Raw genomic sequence first — 22936 nt, forward strand, 5'->3', positions numbered from 1 at the left:
CATGCTTCTTGACGAGTTCTGCGCGGACGTAGCTGCCTGAGTGACCGCAGGCACGGCATTCTACCTCTATGATCGGATCGCGCACCTGACGCAGTGTCGAGGACAGATCGAGTGGCTTCTTCGTCCTCATGTCGGCATCTCCCTGAGCTTCCGAAGGATAAGATGTCTAGGCGACGCATCCGGAACCCGTCAACTCTCCGACACTTCAAATTTTTCAATAAAGCCGGTCACTTACGCGATGTATCTAGGTCGCTGATTCAACGGAACAATCTTCGGCAAACCAAAATTGTGGGACATAATTCCTATATTTCGGCGTCTTGACTCTGCTTGCGCGAAGGAACATTACAGGAACATCTGCATTCAAGCGACATGATGTCGTCAGTTTCAACGCGATCTGAACAGGATTCGTGATCGATGTCCGCTGTCCACGCGCACGTCATAGCCGAACTCCGGGAACGCATCAGCTCCATCGAGAGCCATGCGGTGAGGAAGGTCGGGTGCCTGGAGTTCGGCGTACCGGAAATCGACTCGGTTCTTCCGGGAGGCGGGCTGAGTCATGGCGCTCTGCATGAGTTCTCTGGGGGCGGTTCCGGCACGGTCGATGGAGCGGCTGCAGCCCTGTTCGCAGCAGGGATCGCCGCGAGGACCAAGGGGCCAATTGTGTGGTGCCTGACGAGGCCGGATCTCTTCTTCCCGGCGCTGGCGCAGGTCGGCCTTCATCCCGACCGGGTGATATTCGTCGAGTCCGACAAGGAAGAGGACGTGCTGGCGAATATGGAAGAGGGGCTTTCCTTTGGCGGCCTCGGCGCCGTCGTCGGGGAGATCGTCCGGCTGCCGATGACCGCTTCCCGCCGCATCCAGCTTGCCGCCGAGCGGACAGGCACGATGGCCCTCACGGTCAGGCGGTGGCGGCGGCAGACCGAGGCAAACGACTTCGGCCAGCCGACGGCGTCGACCACGAGATGGCGAGTGAGCGTCCTGCCCTCCGAGGAACTTCCAGTGCCTGGAGTTGGTCGGCCGAGGTGGCTTCTGGAACTGATGAGATCGCGTGCGGGCGAGTGTGCTGAGTTTGAAATTGGAGCCTGCGATGACAAGGGTCGTATCCATCTATCTACCCGATCTGGCGACCGATCGAATACGTCGCGCGGATCCGTCTATTCCGGCTGATCAAGCGATAGCCGTGATCGCGAAGTCCGGTTCGAAGCGCTGGGTGTCCGCTGCCGATCCTGCCGCACGCAAGGCCGGCGTGCGCATCGGCATGCAGGCCGCCAAGGCGCAGGCTCTGTTCCGCGGCCTGATGATGATCGATGCGGATCCGGCGGCCGATGCAGCCGCGCTTGAGAGGATCACGCTCTGGGCGCTGACGCAGTATTCGCCCATCGTTGCCATGGATGCGCCAGACGGCATCGTGCTCGACACCGAAGGAGCCGACCATCTCCAGGGGGGCGAACTGCCCATGGTCACGAAGATCTCGAACCAGTTCTTCGCGAAGAAGCTCACGGCCAGGGTCGCCGTCGCTGATACGTGGGGTGCGGCACACGCATCCGCGAGAGCGATCACCCGCGAGACCGTCATCGTGCCGATGGGCGGAATCGTCCGGGCGGTCGAGAAGCTTCCGATCTCGCTTCTGAGGCTGCCTGAAAAGATCGTCGGCGATCTTCGAACGCTGGGCTTCAGATCCATCGGCGAACTGGCCAACACACCACGCGCGCCGCTGACCCTCCGCTTCGGACCTGAGCTGGGCCGCCGCCTTGACCAGATGTTCGGCCGCACACCGGAGCCGATCGATCCAATCCGAACTCCCGAGCTGATCGAAGTCTCACGGGCGTTCGCGGAGCCGATCGGTGCCGCCGAAACCATCAACAAGTACGTCGGCCGACTGATCGTCCAGCTCATCGACAGACTTCAGAAGGAGGGCCTCGGTGTCAGGAGAGCAGATCTGATCGTCGAGAAGGTCGATGGCACCCGCCAGGCTGTCCGGGCCGGTACCGCAAAACCCGCCCGCGATGTGGCATGGCTGACTAAGCTCTTCCGTGACCAGACCGAGAAGATCGAGCCGGGCTTTGGCATCGAAAAGCTCACGCTCGTTGCGGTCATGTCCGAGCCGCTTGAGGACGCCCAGAAGTCGTCGTCGCTGGTCGAGGACGAGGTAACCGATGTGACACCGCTGATCGACATATACGGAAACCGCGGCCAGCGCGTCTATCGCGTCGCCCCGGTCGCCTCCGATGTTCCCGAGCGTTCCGTAGGTCGTATTGATGCCGCCTCGGAACCTGTGGAGACATCCTGGATCCACCACTGGCGGCGGCCCGCCCGTCTGCTGGCGCGGCCGGAGCAGATCGATGTGATGGCTCTGATGCCGGATCATCCGCCCGTCTGGATTATGTGGCGTGGCAAGCGCCGAAAGGTGAAGTGTGCTGACGGTCCCGAGCGGATATTCGGGGAGTGGTGGCAGCGCAGCTCGGAATACGAAGCCGTCAGGGACTATTTCGTCATCGAGGATGATGCGGGCGAACGGCTCTGGATCTTCCGCTCCGGCGACGGCGTGGATCCAGAAACGGGGTCGCATAGGTGGTTCATGCACGGGATATTTGCCTGATGAGATACGCCGAACTCCAGGTCACCACGCATTTCAGCTTCCTCCGCGGAGCCTCATCCGCCGACGAGCTGTTCGCGACTGCCAGGGAGCTTGGCATAGATGCTATCGGTGTGGTCGACCGGAATTCGCTGGCCGGGATCGTCCGTGCCCTTGAGGCCTCGAGATCGACCGGGATCCGTCTTGTCGTCGGATGTCGGCTCGACCTGCAGGATGGGATGTCGATCCTTGTCTATCCGACAGATCGCGCCGCCTATTCCCGGCTGACCCGCCTGATCACGCTCGGCAAGTCCCGCGGCGGCAAGAACAACTGCATCCTGCACTGGGACGATGTCGTCGCATACTCCGACGGTATGATCGGCATTCTCGTTCCGGATCTACCCGACGATACATGCGCAGTCCAGCTCCGGAAGATGGCCGAGATCTTCGGCGACAGGGCATATCTCTCGCTGTGTCTCCGACGGCGGCCGAACGACCAGTTGCGGCTCCATGAGCTTTCGAACTTGGCGACAACGTTCAGGGTGAAGACCGTCGTGACCAATGACGTGCTCTTCCATGAGCCGGGCAGGCGGCAGCTCCAGGACATCGTCACCTGCATCCGGCACAACACCACCATCGACACCGTCGGGTTCGAGCGCGAGCGCCACGCCGACAGATATCTGAAGCCGCCTGAGGAGATGGAGCGCCTGTTTCCGCGCTATCAAGATGCACTCCGGCGCACGATGGAGATAGTTGACCGCTGCAAATTCTCGCTCGAGGAGCTGACGTACCAGTATCCGGAAGAGGCCATCGTGCCCGGCAAAAGTGCGCAGGAATCCCTTGAGCACTATCTCTGGGAATGCGTGCCGAACCGATATCCGGAGGGCCTGCCGCCAGATGTTCTGAAGACCGTCCGTCACGAGCTCGACCTTATCCAGAAGATGAAGTACGCGCCATATTTCCTGACGGTTTTCAGCATCGTCAAGTATGCTCGGAGCCAAGGCATCCTCTGCCAAGGCCGCGGATCGGCGGCGAACTCGGCCGTTTGCTACATCCTCGGTATCACGAGCATCGACCCGTCAACGAACGACCTTCTGTTCGAGCGCTTCGTTTCGCAGGAACGCGACGAGCCGCCGGATATCGACGTAGACTTCGAGCACGAGCGGCGCGAGGAGGTGATCCAGTGGATTTACAAGACCTACACGCGCGAGAAGGCCGCACTCTGTGCGACGGTCACCCGTTACCGGGCGAAGGGGGCGATCCGAGATGTCGGCAAGGCGCTCGGACTACCCGAGGACGTGATCAAGGCTCTGTCGTCGGGAATGTGGTCATGGTCGGAGGAGGTGACGGATAGGAACGTCCGCGAGCTGAACCTCAACCCTGAAGACCGCCGTCTCGTACTTACGCTGAAGCTGGCTCAGCAGCTCATGGGCGCACCGCGCCACCTCGGCCAGCATCCTGGCGGCTTCGTCCTTACCCACGACAGATTGGACGATCTCGTCCCGATCGAACCTGCCAGCATGAAGGATCGGCAGATCATCGAGTGGGACAAGGACGACGTTGAGGCGCTGAAGTTCATGAAGGTCGATGTATTGGCCCTGGGAATGCTCACCTGCATGTCGAAGGCTTTCGACCTCATCCGCGAGCACAAGCACGAAGATCTCGATCTCGCGAAGATCAGGCAGGAGGATGCTGCGACATATGCGATGATCCGGAAAGCGGACACCTTGGGGACATTCCAGATCGAATCCCGCGCTCAGATGTCGATGCTTCCAAGGCTCCGGCCGCAGACTTTCTACGATCTCGTCGTTCAGGTCGCGATCGTGCGGCCTGGCCCAATTCAGGGCGATATGGTTCATCCCTATCTTCGGCGTCGCGAGGGCAAGGAAGCCGTCGAGTATCCGACCCCGGAGCTTGAAGCAGTCCTTGGAAAGACACTCGGTGTGCCGCTGTTTCAAGAGTCTGCGATGAGGGTTGCGATGGTCTGTGCCGGCTTCACGGGCGGGGAGGCCGACCAGCTCCGCAAGTCGATGGCGACTTTTAAATTCACTGGCGGTGTCTCCCGGTTCAAGGACAAGCTGGTGTCCGGGATGGTCAAGAATGGCTACACCCCGGAATTCGCGGAAAGGACCTTCTCTCAGCTCGAGGGCTTCGGATCCTACGGCTTCCCGGAAAGCCACGCAGCATCGTTCGCACTCATCGCCTACGCCTCCAGCTTCGTGAAGTGCCATTATCCGGATGCGTTCTGTGCGGCGCTCCTGAATTCGCAGCCCATGGGATTCTACGCTCCGGCACAGATCGTGGGCGATGCCCGAAATCACGGTGTCGAGGTTCGACCCGTCTGCATCAATCGCTCCCGGTGGGACTGCACGCTTGAACCTATCGGCGACATCGGCGACCATGCTGTCCGTCTCGGGATGCGAATGGTGAAGGGCCTGGCCACCGTCGATGCCGCTCGCATCATCGCCGCGCGGACGCAGGCCGGCTTCGACAGCGTGGACGACATGTGGCGGCGTTCCGGGATCCCCGCCGAAGCGCTCGTGCAACTCGCGGAAGCGGATGCTTTCCGCCCATCGCTGAGGCTCGAGCGACGTGATGCCCTCTGGGCCATCAAGGCTCTCCGTGACGAACCGCTACCTCTGTTTGCAGCGGCTGCCGAACGAGAGATGAAGACAATCGCCGAACAGCAGGAGCCTGAGGTAGTGCTCAGGCAGATGACCGCGGGCCATAACGTGGTCGCCGACTACAGCCACACCGGGCTGACACTCCGGGAACATCCGATCGCATTCCTGCGCAAGGATCTGCAGAAGCGAAACATCGTGACTTGCGCGGACGCGATGAACGCACGGGATGGCCGCTGGCTCATGGCGGCGGGACTCGTTCTGGTTCGACAGAAGCCGGGATCGGCAAAGGGGGTCATGTTCATCACCATCGAGGACGAGACCGGGCCAGCAAACGTGGTCGTCTGGCCGAGCCTGTTCGAGAAACGGCGGCGGGTTGTGCTGGGATCGTCAATGATGGCGATCAACGGCAGGATCCAGCGGGAAGGCGATGTCGTCCATCTCGTCGCCCAGCAGGTCTTCGACCTGTCCGGCGATCTCTCTGGACTGGCCGACCGCGACATCGACTTCAAGCTGTCGACGGGCAGGGGTGACGAGTTCGCGCACGGGTCGCCGGGAAGCCCGGACTCTCGGGATCGGCCGAAGCCAGTGCCACACCCCAGAGATATCTTTGTTAAGGATCTGCAAATCGACGCCCTGAAGGTGAAGGCGAGGAATTTCCACTGACACGACAGGCCGTTCCACTCGTGCTATCTGTGCGAGAGGCATCAAGGCGGAGGAATTCGGTGTTGTTCCTTTGGTTGAGGGCACTCATTGTGCGACAGCCGTTGGTGGAAAACGGTCAAGATCCGATTAATTCGTGAGCCACGAACAGCTTCCGGCCTCTACGGTCAGGACTAATCAGAGCCAGAAGATGACGGCCGCTGCTATGCATATGCTTGAGAAATAGGTGTGGGCGCAGCCACTGAATCAATTCGTCGATGACGCCGCAAGTGGCAAATGCCACCGCCCCTGTTGGCCCCAAAGCCGCCATTCGCGTCTCGCGCCATCTTCGGGAGTAGCCCCCGAAGACCGGCCGGGAATTGCTAAGTTCATGAACGCCGCGGGCGAATTGAACCGACTATGAAGTCTTGGTCATGGGCGGATGTTTCCATGTGCCATTCAGCGCCTCGTCTTTCGGCCAGTAGAGGCGCATCGCGACGAAGAAGGGACCCTTGGGCGCTGGCAGCCAATTCGGCTCCTTGTCCTTGCCCGGCGACTCGTTCTGCACATAGAACGTGTAGCCGCCGTCGGCATCCTTCACGAATTGCGGCAGCATCGGCTTGTTGAGCAGGTAGCGGTTGATCGGATTGGCGACCAGCAGGCTCGCCGGGAGGTCATACATCGTCAGCGACCAGAAGGCGTGAACCGGCGGCATCTTGTCGGCTGCGAAATGGACGGTGTAGTGTTTGGCGCCGTCGAGCTTCTGCCCCTCAGAGTCAATGGCGTAGACCGGGTACATCGCCTCCTGCTTTGAATTGCCATAGATGCCGAGAACGGCTGCCGCCATGCGGTACAGGTAGTTGTTCTTGAGGTATTCGCGCGTGCCGAACATTTCACCCGAGGTCACCGCCCCAGCGTCGATCTGCTTCTTCAATTCCCCAAGATCGGCCCAGGCGTCGGCTATGCCCTGCTCCATGGCCGCCTTGATGTCGGGCGAGAGCGCCGCAACGTCTATCTTCTTGCCTGCACCGACGTTGATCTTGGCAAAACGCGCCATCAACTCGGTCTCGGATGCGTTAGTCGGGCAGAACTGCAGGACGAAATTCATGATGTTGAAGAACTCGAGCGATTTGCGCTCGTCGTCCGGCGAAATCGGCTTCATGAAGTCGATTGCGGGAGCGGCCGCAGGCGCGGGCTTACCGAGAAACGCCGAAAGCGGCTCTGCCTTGTAGCCATCCTGGATCTTCTTCACATTGTCGAGGTCGTCTGGATTGAATAGCTGTGTACGATAGGCCGCGATGATGAGATCGGTCTCCGCGCGAAACACCTTCTTGATGCCCGCAGGCGTCTCGCCTTTCCACCCTGGGCCAGCGACCAAGAAGCTGCCGCCGTCGTTGCCGGTCGTGCGGCTGCCGGCATAGTCGAAGTTGAACGTGTAGGCGTCGATAAGCTGGATACTGAAGTAGCGGTCCTTCTCGATCACTGGCACGGTGAGGACCATCGGCTCCGCGCGCAGGTCCATCCCGATCATCGAATAGGGCGTGTCGGAGTTGGGCGTCTGGATCGCCGTATCGGCGGGCGTGTAGACGCGGGGGATGTTTTTGAGGTGGTTCCACGGCGCCTTGTATTCCGGGTTCTTGTCGTCGACGAAATAGGCGTACTGGATCCGGTAGCTGTCGACCATCGGGAAGCCGTAGATATAGGCCTCCTTGGCGATGGCGCGGGCCTCCTCGGCCGGTACATCGTCGGCTGCGGCCCCGGTGGATCGAAGTCCCAAAAGACCTGCCGCCAACAATGAAGCTCTCGTGAAGTCGCGTCTAGTCAATTTCATGGCATCCCCCAATTGATTGAAAAATACTAGCGTGTCCGTCACGGTCCGCCGTGGCAGATAGGATTCGTCGCCGGCAGGCTGGCAATACTTGCTGAATTCTCTAGTCGCAGCCCCCAGGTAGGCAGGTATGCTACTGTACATTAGGCTATTGTAAAATACATCACATAAGAATGCCGCGGATGGCATCAGCGCGATAATACAGGCCACGACCGCTCGGACGCATGAAGTCCTCCTAATATGTACGAATTAAGCCATCCGATTCACGCGGATCGTCCATCAGATCGGACTGAACTCAACGAAGTCGCACTGCAGATGGTCAGATCTCGTCTTCTTCCAGTCGTAGACGTATTCGGCCTGATCGACTGCCGAGCAACTCAGTCCTGGCAACACTGTGCCTGACGGATTGGTGGCGGCCTTCCGGGCAATGTACCGCCAGAAGAGGCCGGACGTGTCGGACTGATCCTTTTCAAAGCGAGAAAGCTGGACTACGCCACATGGACCTTCGGGCTGCGATGACACCACCCACGCACCGCCATTGCCGAAGTCGGAGACCCAGACGAATTCCTGCGCGAACGCATTCGAACTGACTTGGCAAGTTCGAATATTCTTGTCGTGGTCGGCCTTTGTGATCTTCAGGAAATTCTCCTCAGTCGGATGATCGCACATGCCTGCGAGAGCGCGGAAGGTGTCGAGCACGCCGGGGTTTACCTTGGCCTCCTCCTGCAGACGGATCATACCTTCCTTGAACTTCGCGGCATCCGTCGCGATTCCAGGATTGCGCGCGAGGGCGGCATCGATGGAAATCTGACCGGTGGCCATGCCGAGCCACGCGCCCACCATGTTGCATTCCTTGGGATCGGAGAATTCCTTCACAGCACCCGGATAGTTCTTGCGGGCTACATCGAGCTTCTTTTCCAGATCGGCTGCCTTCGCCTTCTTGCGAACGGCTGTCTGGATGAACTCGCACCGGAGGCGCTGCTGACCCTGCTGAAGACTGCAGGTGTAGGTCAGCGACGAGTCTTCCTGCTGGTTATAGAGCATGCCAGTGGTGGGGTAGTCGGCGGCGAGCGCGGTGGACGCAGCTAGGCCGAACAGGCAGGCGAGCAGTGATTTCATGAGAAGTCCTCCGGGCGCATGTTTGCAGCGGCCCGGAGGAGATTGCAATGGTCATGCCTTCGGCAAGTTTCGCGGATTCCTGAAATGAAGATACAGGCACCGCAAAGCCTCCGCGATAATGGCGATATCCTCGGTCGTGTGGATCCTGAATTCCGCGGTCACGTCACCTCGCGCATTCTGTTTCGACCACCTGAAGGCCTTCCACTCTTCCCTGATCTGGCGCTGATTGGCGGTGAACACTTTCCATTCGCGCGGGGCGGGATGGCTTCGGAATGTCTTCCGGATCAGCAGTTCCTCACCCTCGACGTGAAGCTCAACATAGGTCGACCGCGTGGCCGTGTATGCCTTCACGACCTTTCCGCCCGAAGATGGTGGGATGACGAACGACGCGCACACGCTCGCCATCGTATTGCGGAAAGCCTCCCACACTGGCGGATCAGTTCCGCGATCGTCGAGCTTTCCAATGACCTTCTCGAGTGACTTCCTCTCCACCAGGTAGATCTTGTTGCGAGCGCGGAGCTTTCCGTGAATTCGACGGATCCCGAGTTCCTCCAGCCTTCTTGCGAGGCCAAGGTCGGTGCATCCGAGGCGATCCTGGTAGGGCTTGGCGTTGACGTAGGTCGAACTGAAGACGTCGAATGAGGCGCGGTCGAGATACGTCTGACCATCTCTCCCAACGCGGCTTTTAATGACACCAGCACGAACGAATGCCTGGATGGCATCCAGTTGCATCTGCATGACGGCGGCCGCCTCGACGGCGCGGACTTCCTTTTCTCGCACCCGCTGACGAAATGGCTTCTTATAGGCGACGGCATCGAAACGCCACGACCCGATGCCTTTCCGCCGTCGGTCAAATCGAGCGACGCTCATCTTTCCGCTGAGGACCGACCGGACGATTTCAGGGATGCTTTTGCCCAATGCCTTGGACAGATAGGCGATGCCGTGGCTCTGGCCCTGACCGCCGACAGTCGGCACGGCAAGAACACGGTCAACGAGGGCATCAATGTCAGATCCAAGGTGCGCAAGTCCATTCCCCTCGTGGCCGAAGATGCGGGTATGCAGAAACCCCTTGATCACACCCATCGAAACAAGGCTTCGGACGCAGGTCTGACGGCAGCCGAGGCGGGCCGACGCTTCCTTTACGCTGATCAAGTCCTTCGCGGTCGCATGGAGCCGAGCTACTTGTTCTTCGGTGAGGAAGGACCGCATTGCGGGATTGGAGCTCTTCACCGTGATCCCCGCCTGCTGACTAATCGCGCGTAGACCGCGAACATCCATTCCGATTGTCTTAGCGGCTTCCTTTATTGTGTGTTCCCGGTGCGGAAGTTGGTCGACGTCTGCGCTCTGACGGCCAATGCGACCTGTCCTGGCAAACGCGCGCCGCATGGCAGCATCGATATCCGGCCAGAGAGTTGCTTCCAGGAAGTTTCGTTCTCCACGGGGCATGAACCAACCATAGCCATTGTAGATCCCGCGGTTGCGATCCTGCTGCGCCACATTGCTCTCCAGCCAAGTCACAAGGGACTTCTCGAGATCAGACAAACTCCCAGAGAGAGCCAGGAATCCTGTTCGGCAATCCTCGCGCCCAATGGCCGGCGCAGACTTCATCCATGGATTCGCGAGCAGACGTCCTACCGCCCCGCAGACGTCGATCACCTCGTGGAGCGGCGCGCCATCCAGGAGCGGGCGCGCATAGCTCTCAACGCATTCGAACCGGGAGAGGACGTACCATTCAAAATCGTCCGGCTCCAGAAGGAGCGAAGCCGGCCGCCCGAGCGGTTCGCCTTCGGGGTCGAGCTCGAAGGACGGAAACCACCACTTGATCTGATCCCCAGCGGCTGATCTGTCCTCAATGGGCTCACAATGAAACGGGCAAACATGGAAATCGACAATGTCCCACCAGACGCGGTGGTGCGGCGCTTCGGCGAGGCAAGCGCGGCAGAAGCGGCGATTGTAGAAGGACATCTGTCTCTTGCGGAGAGTTTCCCCCGCTAGTCGATGATAGCCGTTGCGCCAGATTGGAGTCCATCGGATCAGGGATTGCTTGCACTCCTCTGGCAGTGGGAGCTTCAGCAGCTCGTCGAGCATTTCCTGCATGACGATGTTGCGGCCATTGATCTCCAACTCGTTTGCGTACACGCGTGCACTGACATGCTGTCCTTCCGCGACGAGCCGGGCAAAGTATCCTTGTGCCGGATCCCCGAGGCCGGGCTTTGATCGCCAGCTCGTGAAGGGAAGGCGGGCGCGCAGCAGCTCCATCACGCTGCCTCCCTGGCGAAGTATTCCCGGGCGTCCCCGGGCCTCTGTCGGAGGGCGGCTTCCTCATAGAGATGGTGACGAAGGATCCGCGGAGAACCGTCGTTCAGTGCTCGGAAGGCAGCAGGACGCACTAGGTTGAACATCACCTGTCCCGTGGCACCGCCCGTGAAGTTATGTAGCTCCTGAGCAAGGTACTTGTTCGCAAGTCCCGAGAGCTCGCGAAACGGCAGGCGAAGATCAATTTCGTGCAGCAGCAGTCGGAACTGATCCATCTCGCCTTCACCGAACGGAGCCAGGACTTTTTTGGGAAAGCCTCCCCTCGCAGCAAGTGGACCGAACGCAAGCACCTGTGGGATCACGCCTTCTTCGCCAACGAACAGGATGTTGCAGGTGTGCCTGTCGACCAGTTGCTTCAGGAAGCCATAGAACTCTCTCACGTGGTTCTTGTGTGCTCCAAACAAGAACTGAGAGTCATCGATAATGACCAGTTGCGCTCGCACCCCTACGATCCTATCGACTGACCGCCCCATAAGGGATGGAATCTTGATTTTGGGAGCGGATCCGGATCCCGTCACGTCATAGACGATCTCGGCAAATCGCTGAGGTACAATGTCCGGGGGCACCGGGATGTAAACGACTGGGATTACAATGCCGTCCTCCACAACGTGTGCCGGCCACTTGTTGCAGTAGAACTTGATGATGTCGGTCTTCCCGGCACGGGTCTTTCCGAATAGGCCGCCTACGGAGCCACGCCCGTGAGTCCCTCCGATCACTGGAAAGTGGTAATTCCCAATAAATTCGACGAGCTGGTCGAACAGCGGATAAGTAACCAGCAGCCGCTCGATCATGTGCTGGCGCTCGATGTTGGGTAGCAGGCTCACAGCCGCTCGCTGTTCTGGCGTATCAAATGTGGCGGTGTGGAAATCGGTGATCATGGCTTCTTCTTCCAATCAGGGTTGCGAGCGAGCAGGCTGGCGATGTCGTCGTCATCGTCCCCTGCGGGAGAAGTTTTCTTGGGAGCCGACTTTCGTCGGGTTTCGGCAGACCGAGGCTCACTTTTTTGTTCAACCGCAGGCGCTGGCACATGGGTCTTCGTAACGTCCGTTGCAGGAGCTGGGACCGTGCGAAGCTTCGTTGTGACTTCGACGCCACTGCTCAGATCGATGGTGCCGTCGTCCTCCATTCTCGCCACCTCCAGAACCTTCCGGCGGCGGTCGGCCACGAAGTGTCCCTGGACGAACTTGGCGAGTTTCTTTCGAGTAGCATACCTCTTGCGGTTCTGGTCGATCAGCTCCATGAGCTTCGAGTGGAGCTCCCGGCGCGCCTGAAGCAGATGGGGTTTGACCCGACCGGCCTTCTCCTCCTTGCGACGGAAATCCTGGATCATCTTGTGGATTTCCATGGTCATTCCAGAGCAGTACTCCGCATCAGGCCCGACAGCCCGCACCTCGATGATTTCTTCGCGGTAGGGGTCGTGAACCCACGCTTGGCCGATGTCATTGACGTTGATCGTCATGCGAAACTTGGTTGAGTCGCGTCCGGACTTTGCTCGTTTCGTCTTTGGATGAAGAGAGAGGGCAAGGAGACCTGGGGAGTTCCAATGAATCCCGTCCGAGCGCACGCCATCGCTTTGGACAGTGACCCACCGCGTTTCACCGGCCAATCGGGCGAAGATCGATCGGTCGAGGAGAGGGCGGCGGGGGATCGATGCCTCGTGCTTCTTCCACAGTTCGGCGGGAACGCCCGCCTCGGTGAGAAGATCACCCCCGAGACCTTGGCGGGGCGTCTGGTGGTGGACGTTCGCGATCCAGTGCTGGATGACCGCCTCCACTTCCGACAGCGCAAGGACAGGAACCGCCATGTTGCGGTCCTCACCAAACAGCTTCCTGATCTCGGGCGACTCCATCGTGGTGCCGGGCAGGTTTTGGAACACGTCGCGGGCGAGGGTGCCTAGCGCACGCTCCAGCGCGCCCTTGTCGCCCGGGGCTGCCGGACGATGCTCGATGATGTCGAAGCCGATCGCATGGGCGGCAGCGTCGATGGAGTCGCCGATCAGGTGGAGTGCATTGTCCACTGCCAGCTTGTTGAACAAGCCAAACCAGGGCCATGTCACGCCCTCCACGAGCCGCTCCATCCCGAAGATCGCTGCTTCAAGTCCGCGCAGAAAAGTGGCGTAGGAAGGATCTCCGAAGCCGGCTGCATACGCGATGATGGATCCCGACAACCGCTCCCGGAAGAGCACGAGATCCAGTCGCCCGAAGGCTAGCGGATTCTCGTCGAGGTACGCGATGATGTCAGGATTCAGATGGTCGACATCGACAATGTCGAGCAGGCTCTGCGGGCGGTGGACGCGGATGTACTGGCGGTTCCTCGCCGCGGCGATGTCAGCGCCGTGGCGCAGCAGCGATCTCGTGTACTTGTCGACGGCGGCGAGATGAAAGTCGAACGTGCTCTTGTGGAGCTTGATTGCGCCTTCCTTTGTCAGGCCGACGTGCCGGACAGGCGCGAACCGATCTTCCTCCAGCAACAGATGGATGAAGTGGTCCATCATGGTCTTGTAGTCGCCCTTTGGCTGCGACCACGCGAAGTGGGCAGCCAGCTCAAGTGCTTCGTAGATCAGACCGGGGAGACGCGGTGACTCGTTACCTCGCCTAGGTGCACGGGCGAAGTTCATCAGGCGGTCGAAGTGGGTTCCGGCCTCGTCGTTGCGGACCATTTTTCGCAGCCACTCGTAGCTCATCGGAGGTTCGCCGCGCTCGGCTGCGACGGCTGCCAGGAACTCTTTGGTTCTCTTCTTGAGGCCGTACGTTTCGAAGCCGATGGACTCCAGAAAAGCATTGTACCGATCAACGATTGCCATCGCCTTCTCGGCATCCTGGCGATCGGCGTCGGACAGGCGATGAGAGGATCCCGGCAGAATACGCTTTCCGCTCGCTCCCACGGGGATGATCCGGCCGAATTTCTCCAGCCACCTCATCCCCGCATTGCTGAGTGTGATCTGCTCGTTGCTTTCGAGCCGACCGAACACGGCCAGCTTGCGCGCCTCCAACGTGAGCTGAATCCACTCCTTGAAGCGTGTTTCCGTGTAGCTCGTCCGATCTTCATTGAAGATCAGCACCCTATCCCCGGGCCTGAAGTCGAAGAGCTGCCCGTCGATTTCTCCGGGTTCGACCTTGGGAAGGCCAAGGTCGTGTGCTGTCAGCACAGGCTGCATGAATTCGAAATGCTTGCTTGCAAAGGACATAATCAGACCCTCCGCGACACGATCGAGGACATGGTCAAGGGTTTCGACATGTCGAGATCGACCTTGCCGAGATATCCAAGGCGCAGGCACGAACTGAAGACCACATGGGAGCCTGGCACAAATCGTGCTGAGGTCCGATCCTCGTCTTCCCACCGTTCGACGACCACGTTCAATGGCATCGCGTCCGAAATTTCCGCGATGGTCATCGGTAGCGGCTGTTCGAGGATGCACCGTTCGATAACCGTGAGATCGAGTTCGCCGGGGCGTGGTCGGTTCGCATGAAGGAGATTGCGATTAAAGAAGCGGGGCTGCCTAAGGATCTGCGTGGCGCACATCTCCTCGTATGCCGCCCCACAATCCTCCTTCAGCGAGATCTGAAGTGCATTGGTGCGTTCGTCATCTCGTCGGGTATCGATATCGTGAAAGAAATCCATGAACCCGACGGCCCCGTTCCGGCGCAGGATCGCGAGATCTGGAATATGATCCTTCCACTCGACGCTACTGTTCGCGTTTCGACCGAGATACCGGATTGTGATGGGATACGGAGAAAGGGCGACGATGTCTGGATCGCCATCCATGAGCGCCAGGCCGTGGGCCATCCATTTGTTCCGGGTTACGATGGAGCTTCCAGTCCGATACTTTGATGTCGTGAACTTTGACCGGCCGTGCTCCCTGACGCGCGCCGGGAACGTGACGCGAGGCTCATGACCCTCTGAGAAGATGTGATCGAAAGCGCGCCGCAGGTGCTCTCGATACCAGACATGCGCGTGCGGAAGGCACTGAAGGAGAACCTTGTAGTCATCCTCCGTCGAACGCTTCTTGTCGTCTGAGGGTAGTGGTTTGGTGACCTGGGACGGCTTCCGGCCCGAAGGCCGCCTATCTTGAACGCTCTTCATTTGCATGCTCCCTTCTTTTGACGTGGAAGAACGACAGCTCGACGCGGGTTACGCGTGATGGCGGCGCCGGAGGGATCAACGGCCGCAGTTCCTCCAATAGACCTTTCGTGATCCCGCAGGATTCGAGATCCTGTGATCTCAGCTTCATGTTCTGGACGCGAAAACTTTTGGCATGGCTGATCATCGGCAACACCTCTCCGTTCGCGCTCCCGCTGGTCGGAAGCGACGTTGACGAACTATCTGTTGAAATCGGTCAAGCGAGGTGGACACCGCCGGACACGGGCACAAAGGTCCCACAAGTAGAGCCCGGTCGCAAGCCTGCGATTCGCCTAACTGTCTGTAATCATTGTATTAAAGGTCGAATCCTTGAGCCCGCTCCGCCAAGTCTTTCTCCAGGCGTGAGTCCTTTGCCGTCGCCAGGAAGAGGCACGGTGGAAAGTAGATCCAAGCTCAAACGAGGCTTCGGAGCGGGCACCGCATGTAACGCGGCCGAACCACCGATGGCGCGCGGAGGCGTGCCAGGAGCATCAGTCGGGCAGGTCTGCTGTTCAGGAGTCTTTGCGTGGCGTGCGAAAGCGTGGCGTCAAGCTCGCGGAAGGATTGCTATTCGTATTCGCATCGAATGCATGGCCACGTCCCTTCATGGAATCCGCAGAGGCGCGCAGCGGTGACTTCATGCACCGCCGAAATCGAGATTATTGCGTCGATGCTTATGTTCTCTTTTTGTTCGATCGTCAACGGGCCCTGAAAACATTTTTTCGTCTTCGGTGGATAGCACATCGTCGGTTGTTGATTTCCCGCATTCCGCCGGCTACCGTCCGAGCATTCGTCAGGCGGAACAGACGGATAAGAAGATGAGGCAGCCGAAACTGCCCGAAGAAGCTCCAAGCGGTATCCAAGCCGCCCGCCACTTTCCCTTGTGAAACGAGCACGCGCCGTGATCGGCGAAGCTATGGCTATTGGAGATGACAATGAAGTTCGCCGTCGTAGATGGACTCCGCCAGGAAGCCGCGCCGGGTCTCTTTGGGACCTGCCCCGGATGCGAGGCACCCGTGATACCGAAATGCGGAGCGATACGGCTCCATCACTGGGCGCACCGCAGCACGGTTTTATGCGATCCCTGGCGGGAACCCGAGACTGAATGGCATCGCGCATGGAAGAACCACTTTCCCATCGAATGGCAGGAAGTCTGGCATCGGGATTCAAGTGGAATCGTTCACATCGCTGATGTGAAGACAGCGCAGGGAGCGGTGCTCGAGTTCCAGCACTCACCGATATCCCAGGAGGAGAGAGCATCCAGAGAGAGCTTCTATCGCCCGATGGCGTGGGTGGCGGACGGCACTAGGCTGAAAAGGGATCTGTCCTCCTTCTGCGATGCACTTACCTATGCCCGCTCTGCCGAAACGAAGCTAAGAGCTTGGATCATTCCGCTGGGCATTTCTGCGATCGTCGATCGATGGGCCGGCAGCCGATATCCGGTGTTCCTCGATTTCGGAGACGTGGAGTTTCCGCCGCGGTGGCTTCCAGACACCGGCCTTCTATGGTGGCTACGGTATGTCCCCAAGATTGGAGCGGTCGCGACACCCATGTTTCGCCAAAGCGTCATCGATCACTACCTGACTTGCGCTTCCATCAGGGGGCTGGCGAGGATCGAGCTGCGCCGGCCACCGAGGTCGCGGTCAGGAATGCCTGCCTTCGAAGCCTATCAGGCACGGAAGCCGAGGTTTTGAGAAACCGAGTCAGTGAAACGAAGCCCGCTTCGGATTCGCTAAATAACCCCCTAGAGGATTCATGATGGAATCCTCTAGGGAATTTGAGCCGGGTGGCCAAAACCGACAGTTATCTTAAAGCCCACCTCGTCCGGAATTCTTGTCAAGACGGCCCCAGCTCCACAGGGATTCGAAGGCGAATCCATAAGCAGCCAGCCCTGCCAAAGATCTTCTTGTCCAAAGTGCCGATGTACGTATTTATTCGCTACAAAATCTGAGTGACGGCGCAGCCGATGCAAAATGTATTTGAATAGACTTCAGTGCGAGTGCAAGTAATGACAGGCTGCGGATTCGCGCGTGATCTCTCAATGGCGCGAAAATATTCTTACGAAATTTTTCGAAGCTCCAAAGGGCGACGAGCGCTATTTTAAGGACTCAGTCCTTTTGATCGAGCCGGAAGGTCGCTAGGGAAAGTTGCACAGGATACAATGCGCAAACGGGCGTTCAATCATGCTCAGAAGCTTTGTGGGGACGCCGGGGCGGCTGTCCCCAGTTCGATTTCGCCAGGAATCACGTCGCAGCCGGAAACGCTGAATGCCGCGCGCACCAAAACGGCGCGTTCATTGTTTTCATTCGATTTTCTGGAAAAGAGTGTACGCTGTTGGCAGGCAGGGTGCACGCTGTTGGCAAGCTGGTGTACGCTGTTGCCAAGCACTACAAAGACTGGCGCACCCGACAGGATTCGAACCTGTGACCTTTGGAATCGGAATCCAACACTCTATCCAGCTGAGCTACGGGTGCATGCCGAAGGCGGTTTGAATCGCCTGTCCGATGGGTGGTTCTTAGCCTAGCTTGCGGCTGGCTTCAATCGCGAAATTCTCGGAAATACCGATGCTTGCGATTTGGCGGACGTTTTTATCCGTCAGTCCGGTGAATGCATATGAAAACTCCGCCGGCCTTGCGGGCGGCGGAGCGTGATTGTTGTCGACTGTCGCCTGGCGGCGGTCAGATCTGCATGGCGCCGGGGCCGGGGATTGCCTTTGGCGGCACTTTGCCGAGAATGATCATCCCCAGCACTTCGTCCTTGGTCACGTCCTCGGTGCGGGCATGGCCGACGACCTGGCCGTTTTTCATCACCGAGACGCGGTCGGCCAGATCGAAGACGTCATGGATGTCGTGGCTGATGAGGAAGATGCCGATGCCTTCCTTCTTCAGCTGCTTGATCAATTCGCCGACCTGCGCCGTCTCCTGGGGGCCGAGCGCTGCCGTCGGCTCGTCCATGATCAGGATGCGGGCGTTGAAGAGGATGGCACGGGCGATTGCCACCGATTGCCGCTGGCCGCCCGAGAGCGCCTTCACCGGTTCCTTGAAGCGCTTGAAGTTGGGGTTGAGGCGCCCCATCACCTCGCGGGCCGAGGCTTCCATCGCGACGTCATCGAGCGTGCCCCAGCGGGTCTTCAGCTCGCGGCCGAGATAGAGGTTGGCGGCGGCGTCGACATTGTCGGCGACGGCGAGCGTCTGGTAGATCGTCTCGATCCCGTATTTCTTGGCATCGCGCGGATTGCGGATGTCGGCCGGTTCGCCGTTGATCAGGATCTCGCCGCCATCGCGCTTGTAGGCGCCGGAGAGGATCTTGATGAGCGTCGACTTGCCGGCGCCGTTGTGGCCGAGCAGGGCGACCACTTCGCCGGGGTAGAGATCGACCGAGGCATTGTCGACGGCGTGAATGCCGCCGAAGGAGATCGAGATGTTTTTCAGTTCCACGAGGGGAGTGCGTTGATCAGCCATGTCTGGGGCTCCTCTCACTTGGCACGGGCGCGGTAGACGGTGTCGAGCCAGACCGCCACGACAAGGACGGTGCCGACGACGACGCTCTGCAGCGGCGTATCGACATGCGCGAGCACCATGCCCGATTGCAGCGACTGCATGACGAGCGCGCCGAGCATGGCGCCGGCGATGGTGCCGGTGCCGCCTGCCAGCGACGTTCCGCCGATGACGGCGGCGGCGATGGTGTAGAGCTCGTCGAGCGTACCCTGCGAGTTCGTTGCGGCATTGAGGCGGGCGGTGGAAATCGCGGCCGCGATAGCGGCCAAAATGCCCATCAGCGCGAAGATGCGCACGGTGACCCAGCGGGTCTTGATACCGGCGAGCTCGGCCGCTTCGGGGTTGCCGCCAATCGCGAAGACATAGCGGCCGAAGCGCAGCCGGGTCGCGATGAAGGTCATGATGATGCCGACGACGATCGCGATCAACACCGGCACGGCGATGCCGTAGGGAATGTCCAGGCCGGTTTCGGGCCAGGGAATATTGTTGGTCTCGGCATATTTCTTGGCGATGTTGATCGGCCAGTAATAGCTGTTGGCGATCCAGACCGCGCCGAGGATGAGCACGCAGCTCAGGACCGCGAGGAAATATTCAGCCCACATCGGCCGGCGCGGGAAACCGAAGCGCCGGCGCTGCCGGCGTGAGCCGACGATGCTTGCGATGACGAAGAGGCAGGCGCCGATACCGACGATCCAGCTCCAGGTGGCGCCGATCGAGCCCTCGGCGCCGCCGCCCATGATGCGGAAGGTCTGGTCCATCGGGGCAACCGTCTGGCCGCTGGTGACGAGCCAGGTGGCGCCGCGCCAGACGAGCAGGCCGCCGAGCGTGACGATGAAGGAGGGAACGTTGAGGAAGGCGATGATGATGCCCTGGAAGGCGCCGATCAGGCAGCCTGCCGCCAATCCGACCAGCAGCGTGATCGCCCAGGTGAAGGGGCTGTCGAAGCCGATATATTCCGGCAGGATCTTGGCCTGCGTCACGCCCATGATCATGCCGCAGAGGCCGAGCACGGAACCGACCGACAGGTCGATGTTGCGGGTGACGATGATCAGCACCATGCCCGTCGTCATGACGGCGATGTCGGTGGTCTGGACCGAGAGGTTCCAGAGATTGCGGGGGGTCAGGAAGAGACCGCCGGTGATGATGTGGAAACCGATCCAGATGATGATCAGCGCGCCGATCATGCCGAGCAGACGCGTGTCGATCTCGGTGGCGCGGAAGAAGCGGGTCACCGGACTGGCTTCCGCCGCTCGCGGTCCGCTTGATGTTGTGGATTTTACCATTTCGGCCATGGGTTTGCCGTTCCCCCACTTTGTTTGGACGGACGCGCCGGCGTGCTAGAGGCTGCCATCAGCGTCATGCGTCTGTTCTTCAACTCACCACCGCGATGCTTCCGGAAACCGGTCGCGTGGTGTCGCGACACCGTTCCGGCAGGGAATGAAAACCCGCGATGGTGCGGCGAGGCGGAGAAAACTTCGTTATTGGAATTCTCATCCGCATCCAGCGCCGCAACGGTGTTCCGCTGCGGCGCCGGCAATTTCAGTTTACAGCCCGTGGCTTACTTGCAGGCAGCGACGCTGTCTGCCTTGACGCCCTGGCACGCTTCAGCCTTGGAGATCCAGCCGGCGTCGATGACGACGTTCAGGTTTTCCTTGGTGATCGCAAGCGGCTTCAGGAAGACCGACTGCATTTCGACGCCCTTGGGGCCGCCCTTGAAAGCCTGGGCGCCGTCGATCTTGCTCATGTCCTTGCCGCCGGCGAGGTCGAGAGCGATTTCAGCGGCGCGCTTGCCGAGTTCGCGGCTGTCCTTCCAGACGGAAACCGTCTGCGTGCCGAGAGCGATGCGGTTGAGCGCTGCCTTGTCACCGTCCTGGCCGGAAACCGGAACGGAGCCGGCGAGGCCCTGTGCGTCGAGAGCAGCGATCGCGCCGCCGGCGGTGCCGTCGTTCGATGCGACGACGGCGTCAACCTTGTTGTTGTTGGCGGTCAGGAACTGCTCCATGTTGCGCTGAGCGTTCTCCGGCAGCCAGCCGTCCGTATAGGCCTCGCCGACATTCTTGATCTTGCCGGCGTCGATGGCGGCCTTCAGCACTTCCTGCTGGCCCGAGAACAGGAAGTCAGCATTCGGATCGGAAGACGAGCCCTTGATGAAGACGTAATTGCCTTCCGGCTTGGCCTTGAAAACGCCCTCAGCCTGCAGGCGGCCGACTTCCTTGTTGTCGAAGGTGATGTAGAAGGCAGCCGGGTTTTCGATCAGGCGGTCATAGCCGACGACCGGGATGCCTTCAGCGGCGGCCTTTTCGATCGCCGGGCCGATTGCGTCGGAGTCCTGGGCGAGAATGATCAGCGCGTTGGCGCCCTGCGAGATCAGCGATTCGACGTCGGTAAGCTGCTTTGCGGCAGAAGACTGCGCGTCAGCGGAAATATACTTGGCGCCCTTGGCTTCGAGAGCCTTCTTGATGGCGGCTTCGTCCGTCTTCCAGCGTTCTTCCTGGAAATTCGACCAGGAAACACCGACGACGAGATCGGCAGCCATGGCAGCGGTATGCACGGAAACGAGGATGGCCGCACCGGCCATCAATTTCAAAATAGACTTCATAATGTCCTCCCGAGTGGATTGCGACCGGCCCAGCCCATGCTTCCTCCGGCCACCGCGAAAAGCTGTCGAGAAAGGTTCGGATTTTTTTCTCGACAGTCGAGAAATTTAGTGTCAGAGATTTTTTCAACTGTCAACACTGCACTGCCGGCTTAATTTCCTTGCGAAACATCGGCTGGAGATGCAGTGGAAACCAAGGGTGGAGCAAGCAGGGAGAGAGGGCGGCGTTCATGCTGACCAAGTCGAGCACGGAGCTGGTCCGGCAGAGAAACAGCGTGCTCGTGCTGTCCGTGCTGCGTCGCCACGGTGCGCTCGCGCATACCGAAATATCCGATTTCACCGGGCTGTCGTCGGCCACCATCACGGCCATTACCACTGAGCTGGAAAAAGCCCAGATCATCGAAAAATCTGAACATCAGCCGGCAAGCGGCCGCGGCCGGCCGCGCGTGCTGCTGCGGCAGCGACGCGATTGCGGCTATCTCATCGTCGTCATCATCTCCTCGGATGCTGTGCAATATTCGCTGGTCGATTATGCCGGCAAGCTGATCGACCGCTTCAGCGAGGAACGTTCGCATGATCCTGCGGGTGCTGGCCGCTTCGTCGCGGCAGTGCGGGCCGGGCTTTTGCGCATTCTCGATCGCTCGAAGATCAGCCAAGAAAAGGTGCTGCTGATCTCGATCAGCAGCAAGGGGCTGGTCAATTCCACCGAGCCGGTTCTCGTCTGGTCGCCGATTTTCGGCAGTGACCAGATCGATTTCGAATCGGCACTGCGGCCGGAATGGCAGGCCAAGGTGATCCTCGACAACGAGACGCTATTGGTCGCGGCAGCGCTCGGCGCGCGTGAAGAGATGGTGAAAGGCGCCGATTTCCGTTCGCTCGCCGCCCTTTCGCTCGGCCATAGCGTCGGGCTCGGCATCGTCAGGCGCGGAAACCAGACGGGCCAGGAGATATCGGCGCCGAATTTCGGGCACATGCTGCACATGGCCAATGGTGGGCTCTGCCGCTGCGGCACCCGCGGCTGCATCGAGGCCTATGCCGGTTTCTACGCGATCCTGCGCAGCGCCTTCGAGGTGCCGCTCGATACGATTCCGGCAAAGTTCGTGCCGGTGGCGGAACTGGACAAGATCGCCGCCAAGGCGCGCCAGGGCCACCGCGTCCCCGCCTTCGCCTTTCGCCAGGCAGGGCTGGCGCTCGGCAACGGGCTGTCGCGCATGCTGAGCCTGACGGAGCGCATGCCGATCGCCATCACCGGGCCGGGCACGCGCTATTACGACCTTCTCCGGCAAGGGATCGAAGAGGGTCTGGGGCAGTCGCATATCGTGCGCATGGAAGGCATGCCCGAGATCAGGGTGGTGGCCGACGAGCAGATCCTGGTCTTCGAAGGACATCTGAACCGAGCGCTGTCAGTGATCGACGAGGATATCGTTCTCTCGGGCGTGCAGGGATCGGCGGCCACTCAAGAGACGGATTGAGGGTTTCTTTCAACCGGCGTCTGGGGATCGCAGCAGCAACGGGCTAGTCTGTAGTATGCGACTTGAGGGGGGTGCGACACAGCACGTTGCCTGTTTGAACGAATGTCTGCCAAACGCGAAATGGCCGGGCGGGTGCCCGGCCATCTCATGC

Annotated in this window: 14 protein-coding genes and 1 tRNA gene; 5 read left to right on the plus strand and 10 right to left on the minus strand. The window is 59.9% G+C overall.

Going from position 1 to position 22936, the window contains the following annotated elements; genetic code table 11:
* The first annotated feature begins 414 nt into the window (after window positions 1-414).
* The 3 genes from BS629_RS16195 to BS629_RS16205 are packed head-to-tail and all read left to right on the plus strand — an operon-like array spanning window position 415 to window position 5862.
* Window positions 415-1167 carry an ImuA family protein gene (locus BS629_RS16195; RefSeq protein ID WP_077988315.1) on the plus strand — a complete coding sequence of 251 codons (753 nt, stop codon included), beginning with the start codon at window positions 415-417 and terminating at the stop codon, window positions 1165-1167.
* Window positions 1088-2599, plus strand: a complete 1512-nt coding sequence (locus BS629_RS16200; protein ID WP_077988316.1) for a Y-family DNA polymerase — start codon at window positions 1088-1090, stop codon at window positions 2597-2599. The genes BS629_RS16195 and BS629_RS16200 overlap by 80 nt, the downstream gene beginning before the upstream one ends.
* On the plus strand, window positions 2599-5862 hold the full coding sequence (locus BS629_RS16205) for an error-prone DNA polymerase (RefSeq protein ID WP_077988317.1): 3264 nt from the start codon (window positions 2599-2601) through the stop codon (window positions 5860-5862). The genes BS629_RS16200 and BS629_RS16205 overlap by 1 nt, the downstream gene beginning before the upstream one ends.
* 394 nt (window positions 5863-6256) lie before the next feature.
* Here BS629_RS16205 and BS629_RS16210 read toward each other — a convergent pair whose 3' ends face one another.
* The 6 genes from BS629_RS16210 to BS629_RS16235 all read right to left on the minus strand — a co-directional run bounded on the left by BS629_RS16210 (window position 6257) and on the right by BS629_RS16235 (window position 14887).
* Window positions 6257-7669 (minus strand): DUF1254 domain-containing protein, encoded by a 1413-nt coding sequence (locus tag BS629_RS16210; RefSeq protein WP_077988318.1) that lies wholly within the window; start codon window positions 7667-7669, stop codon window positions 6257-6259.
* Window positions 7670-7945: 276 nt separating this feature from the next.
* Window positions 7946-8785: a hypothetical protein gene (locus BS629_RS39770; protein ID WP_245315086.1), complete on the minus strand. Its 840-nt coding sequence runs from the start codon at window positions 8783-8785 to the stop codon at window positions 7946-7948.
* 51 nt (window positions 8786-8836) lie between these two features.
* Window positions 8837-11044 carry a TniQ family protein gene (locus tag BS629_RS16220; protein ID WP_077988319.1) on the minus strand — a complete coding sequence of 736 codons (2208 nt, stop codon included), beginning with the start codon at window positions 11042-11044 and terminating at the stop codon, window positions 8837-8839.
* Window positions 11044-11979, minus strand: a complete 936-nt coding sequence (locus tag BS629_RS16225; RefSeq protein ID WP_077988320.1) for a TniB family NTP-binding protein — start codon at window positions 11977-11979, stop codon at window positions 11044-11046. The genes BS629_RS16220 and BS629_RS16225 overlap by 1 nt, the downstream gene beginning before the upstream one ends.
* On the minus strand, window positions 11976-14288 hold the full coding sequence (locus BS629_RS16230) for a hypothetical protein (RefSeq protein WP_077988321.1): 2313 nt from the start codon (window positions 14286-14288) through the stop codon (window positions 11976-11978). Before BS629_RS16230 ends, BS629_RS16225 begins: the two co-directional genes overlap by 4 nt.
* A gap of 2 nt (window positions 14289-14290) precedes the next feature.
* Window positions 14291-14887 (minus strand): hypothetical protein, encoded by a 597-nt coding sequence (locus BS629_RS16235; RefSeq protein WP_077988322.1) that lies wholly within the window; start codon window positions 14885-14887, stop codon window positions 14291-14293.
* Between the two features lie 1268 nt (window positions 14888-16155).
* Between BS629_RS16235 and BS629_RS16245 the strand changes: the two genes are divergently transcribed.
* Window positions 16156-16914, plus strand: coding sequence for a competence protein CoiA (locus BS629_RS16245; protein ID WP_077988324.1), 759 nt, complete (start codon window positions 16156-16158; stop codon window positions 16912-16914).
* Between the two features lie 703 nt (window positions 16915-17617).
* On the opposite strand, the gene BS629_RS16250 is transcribed toward BS629_RS16245, so the two are convergent.
* From BS629_RS16250 to xylF, 4 genes are all read right to left on the minus strand, one after another.
* Window positions 17618-17694, minus strand: a tRNA-Arg gene (locus BS629_RS16250).
* Window positions 17695-17898: 204 nt separating this feature from the next.
* Window positions 17899-18681, minus strand: a complete 783-nt coding sequence (locus BS629_RS16255; protein ID WP_003542059.1) for an ATP-binding cassette domain-containing protein — start codon at window positions 18679-18681, stop codon at window positions 17899-17901.
* A gap of 14 nt (window positions 18682-18695) precedes the next feature.
* Complete coding sequence (locus BS629_RS16260; protein ID WP_018243179.1) at window positions 18696-20009, minus strand: sugar ABC transporter permease; 1314 nt, start codon at window positions 20007-20009, stop codon at window positions 18696-18698.
* A gap of 266 nt (window positions 20010-20275) precedes the next feature.
* Window positions 20276-21316 carry a D-xylose ABC transporter substrate-binding protein gene (xylF, locus tag BS629_RS16265; protein ID WP_018073829.1) on the minus strand — a complete coding sequence of 347 codons (1041 nt, stop codon included), beginning with the start codon at window positions 21314-21316 and terminating at the stop codon, window positions 20276-20278.
* A 227-nt stretch (window positions 21317-21543) separates the two neighbouring features.
* On the opposite strand from xylF, the gene BS629_RS16270 reads away from it, so the two are divergent.
* Window positions 21544-22785 carry an ROK family transcriptional regulator gene (locus BS629_RS16270; protein ID WP_018243178.1) on the plus strand — a complete coding sequence of 414 codons (1242 nt, stop codon included), beginning with the start codon at window positions 21544-21546 and terminating at the stop codon, window positions 22783-22785.
* Window positions 22786-22936: the final 151 nt, after the last annotated feature.

Source organism: Rhizobium leguminosarum bv. viciae USDA 2370 (assembly GCF_002008365.1).
Classification (GTDB): Bacteria; Pseudomonadota; Alphaproteobacteria; order Rhizobiales; family Rhizobiaceae; genus Rhizobium; species Rhizobium leguminosarum.

What these genes read in the sequence shown, in the direction of transcription:
- BS629_RS16200 (WP_077988316.1), top strand. Translation starts at nt 1,088, where the DNA reads ATGACAAGGGTCGTATCCATCTATCTACCCGATCTGGCGACCGATCGA.
- BS629_RS16270 (WP_018243178.1), top strand. Translation starts at nt 21,544, where the DNA reads ATGCTGACCAAGTCGAGCACGGAGCTGGTCCGGCAGAGAAACAGCGTG.
- BS629_RS16260 (WP_018243179.1), bottom strand. Translation starts at nt 20,009, where the DNA reads ATGGCCGAAATGGTAAAATCCACAACATCAAGCGGACCGCGAGCGGCG.
- BS629_RS16255 (WP_003542059.1), bottom strand. Translation starts at nt 18,681, where the DNA reads ATGGCTGATCAACGCACTCCCCTCGTGGAACTGAAAAACATCTCGATC.
- BS629_RS39770 (WP_245315086.1), bottom strand. Translation starts at nt 8,785, where the DNA reads ATGAAATCACTGCTCGCCTGCCTGTTCGGCCTAGCTGCGTCCACCGCG.
- BS629_RS16225 (WP_077988320.1), bottom strand. Translation starts at nt 11,979, where the DNA reads ATGATCACCGATTTCCACACCGCCACATTTGATACGCCAGAACAGCGA.
- BS629_RS16210 (WP_077988318.1), bottom strand. Translation starts at nt 7,669, where the DNA reads ATGAAATTGACTAGACGCGACTTCACGAGAGCTTCATTGTTGGCGGCA.
- BS629_RS16230 (WP_077988321.1), bottom strand. Translation starts at nt 14,288, where the DNA reads ATGTCCTTTGCAAGCAAGCATTTCGAATTCATGCAGCCTGTGCTGACA.
- BS629_RS16245 (WP_077988324.1), top strand. Translation starts at nt 16,156, where the DNA reads ATGAAGTTCGCCGTCGTAGATGGACTCCGCCAGGAAGCCGCGCCGGGT.
- BS629_RS16195 (WP_077988315.1), top strand. Translation starts at nt 415, where the DNA reads ATGTCCGCTGTCCACGCGCACGTCATAGCCGAACTCCGGGAACGCATC.
- xylF (WP_018073829.1), bottom strand. Translation starts at nt 21,316, where the DNA reads ATGAAGTCTATTTTGAAATTGATGGCCGGTGCGGCCATCCTCGTTTCC.
- BS629_RS16235 (WP_077988322.1), bottom strand. Translation starts at nt 14,887, where the DNA reads ATGGCCCACGGCCTGGCGCTCATGGATGGCGATCCAGACATCGTCGCC.
- BS629_RS16205 (WP_077988317.1), top strand. Translation starts at nt 2,599, where the DNA reads ATGAGATACGCCGAACTCCAGGTCACCACGCATTTCAGCTTCCTCCGC.
- BS629_RS16220 (WP_077988319.1), bottom strand. Translation starts at nt 11,044, where the DNA reads ATGGAGCTGCTGCGCGCCCGCCTTCCCTTCACGAGCTGGCGATCAAAG.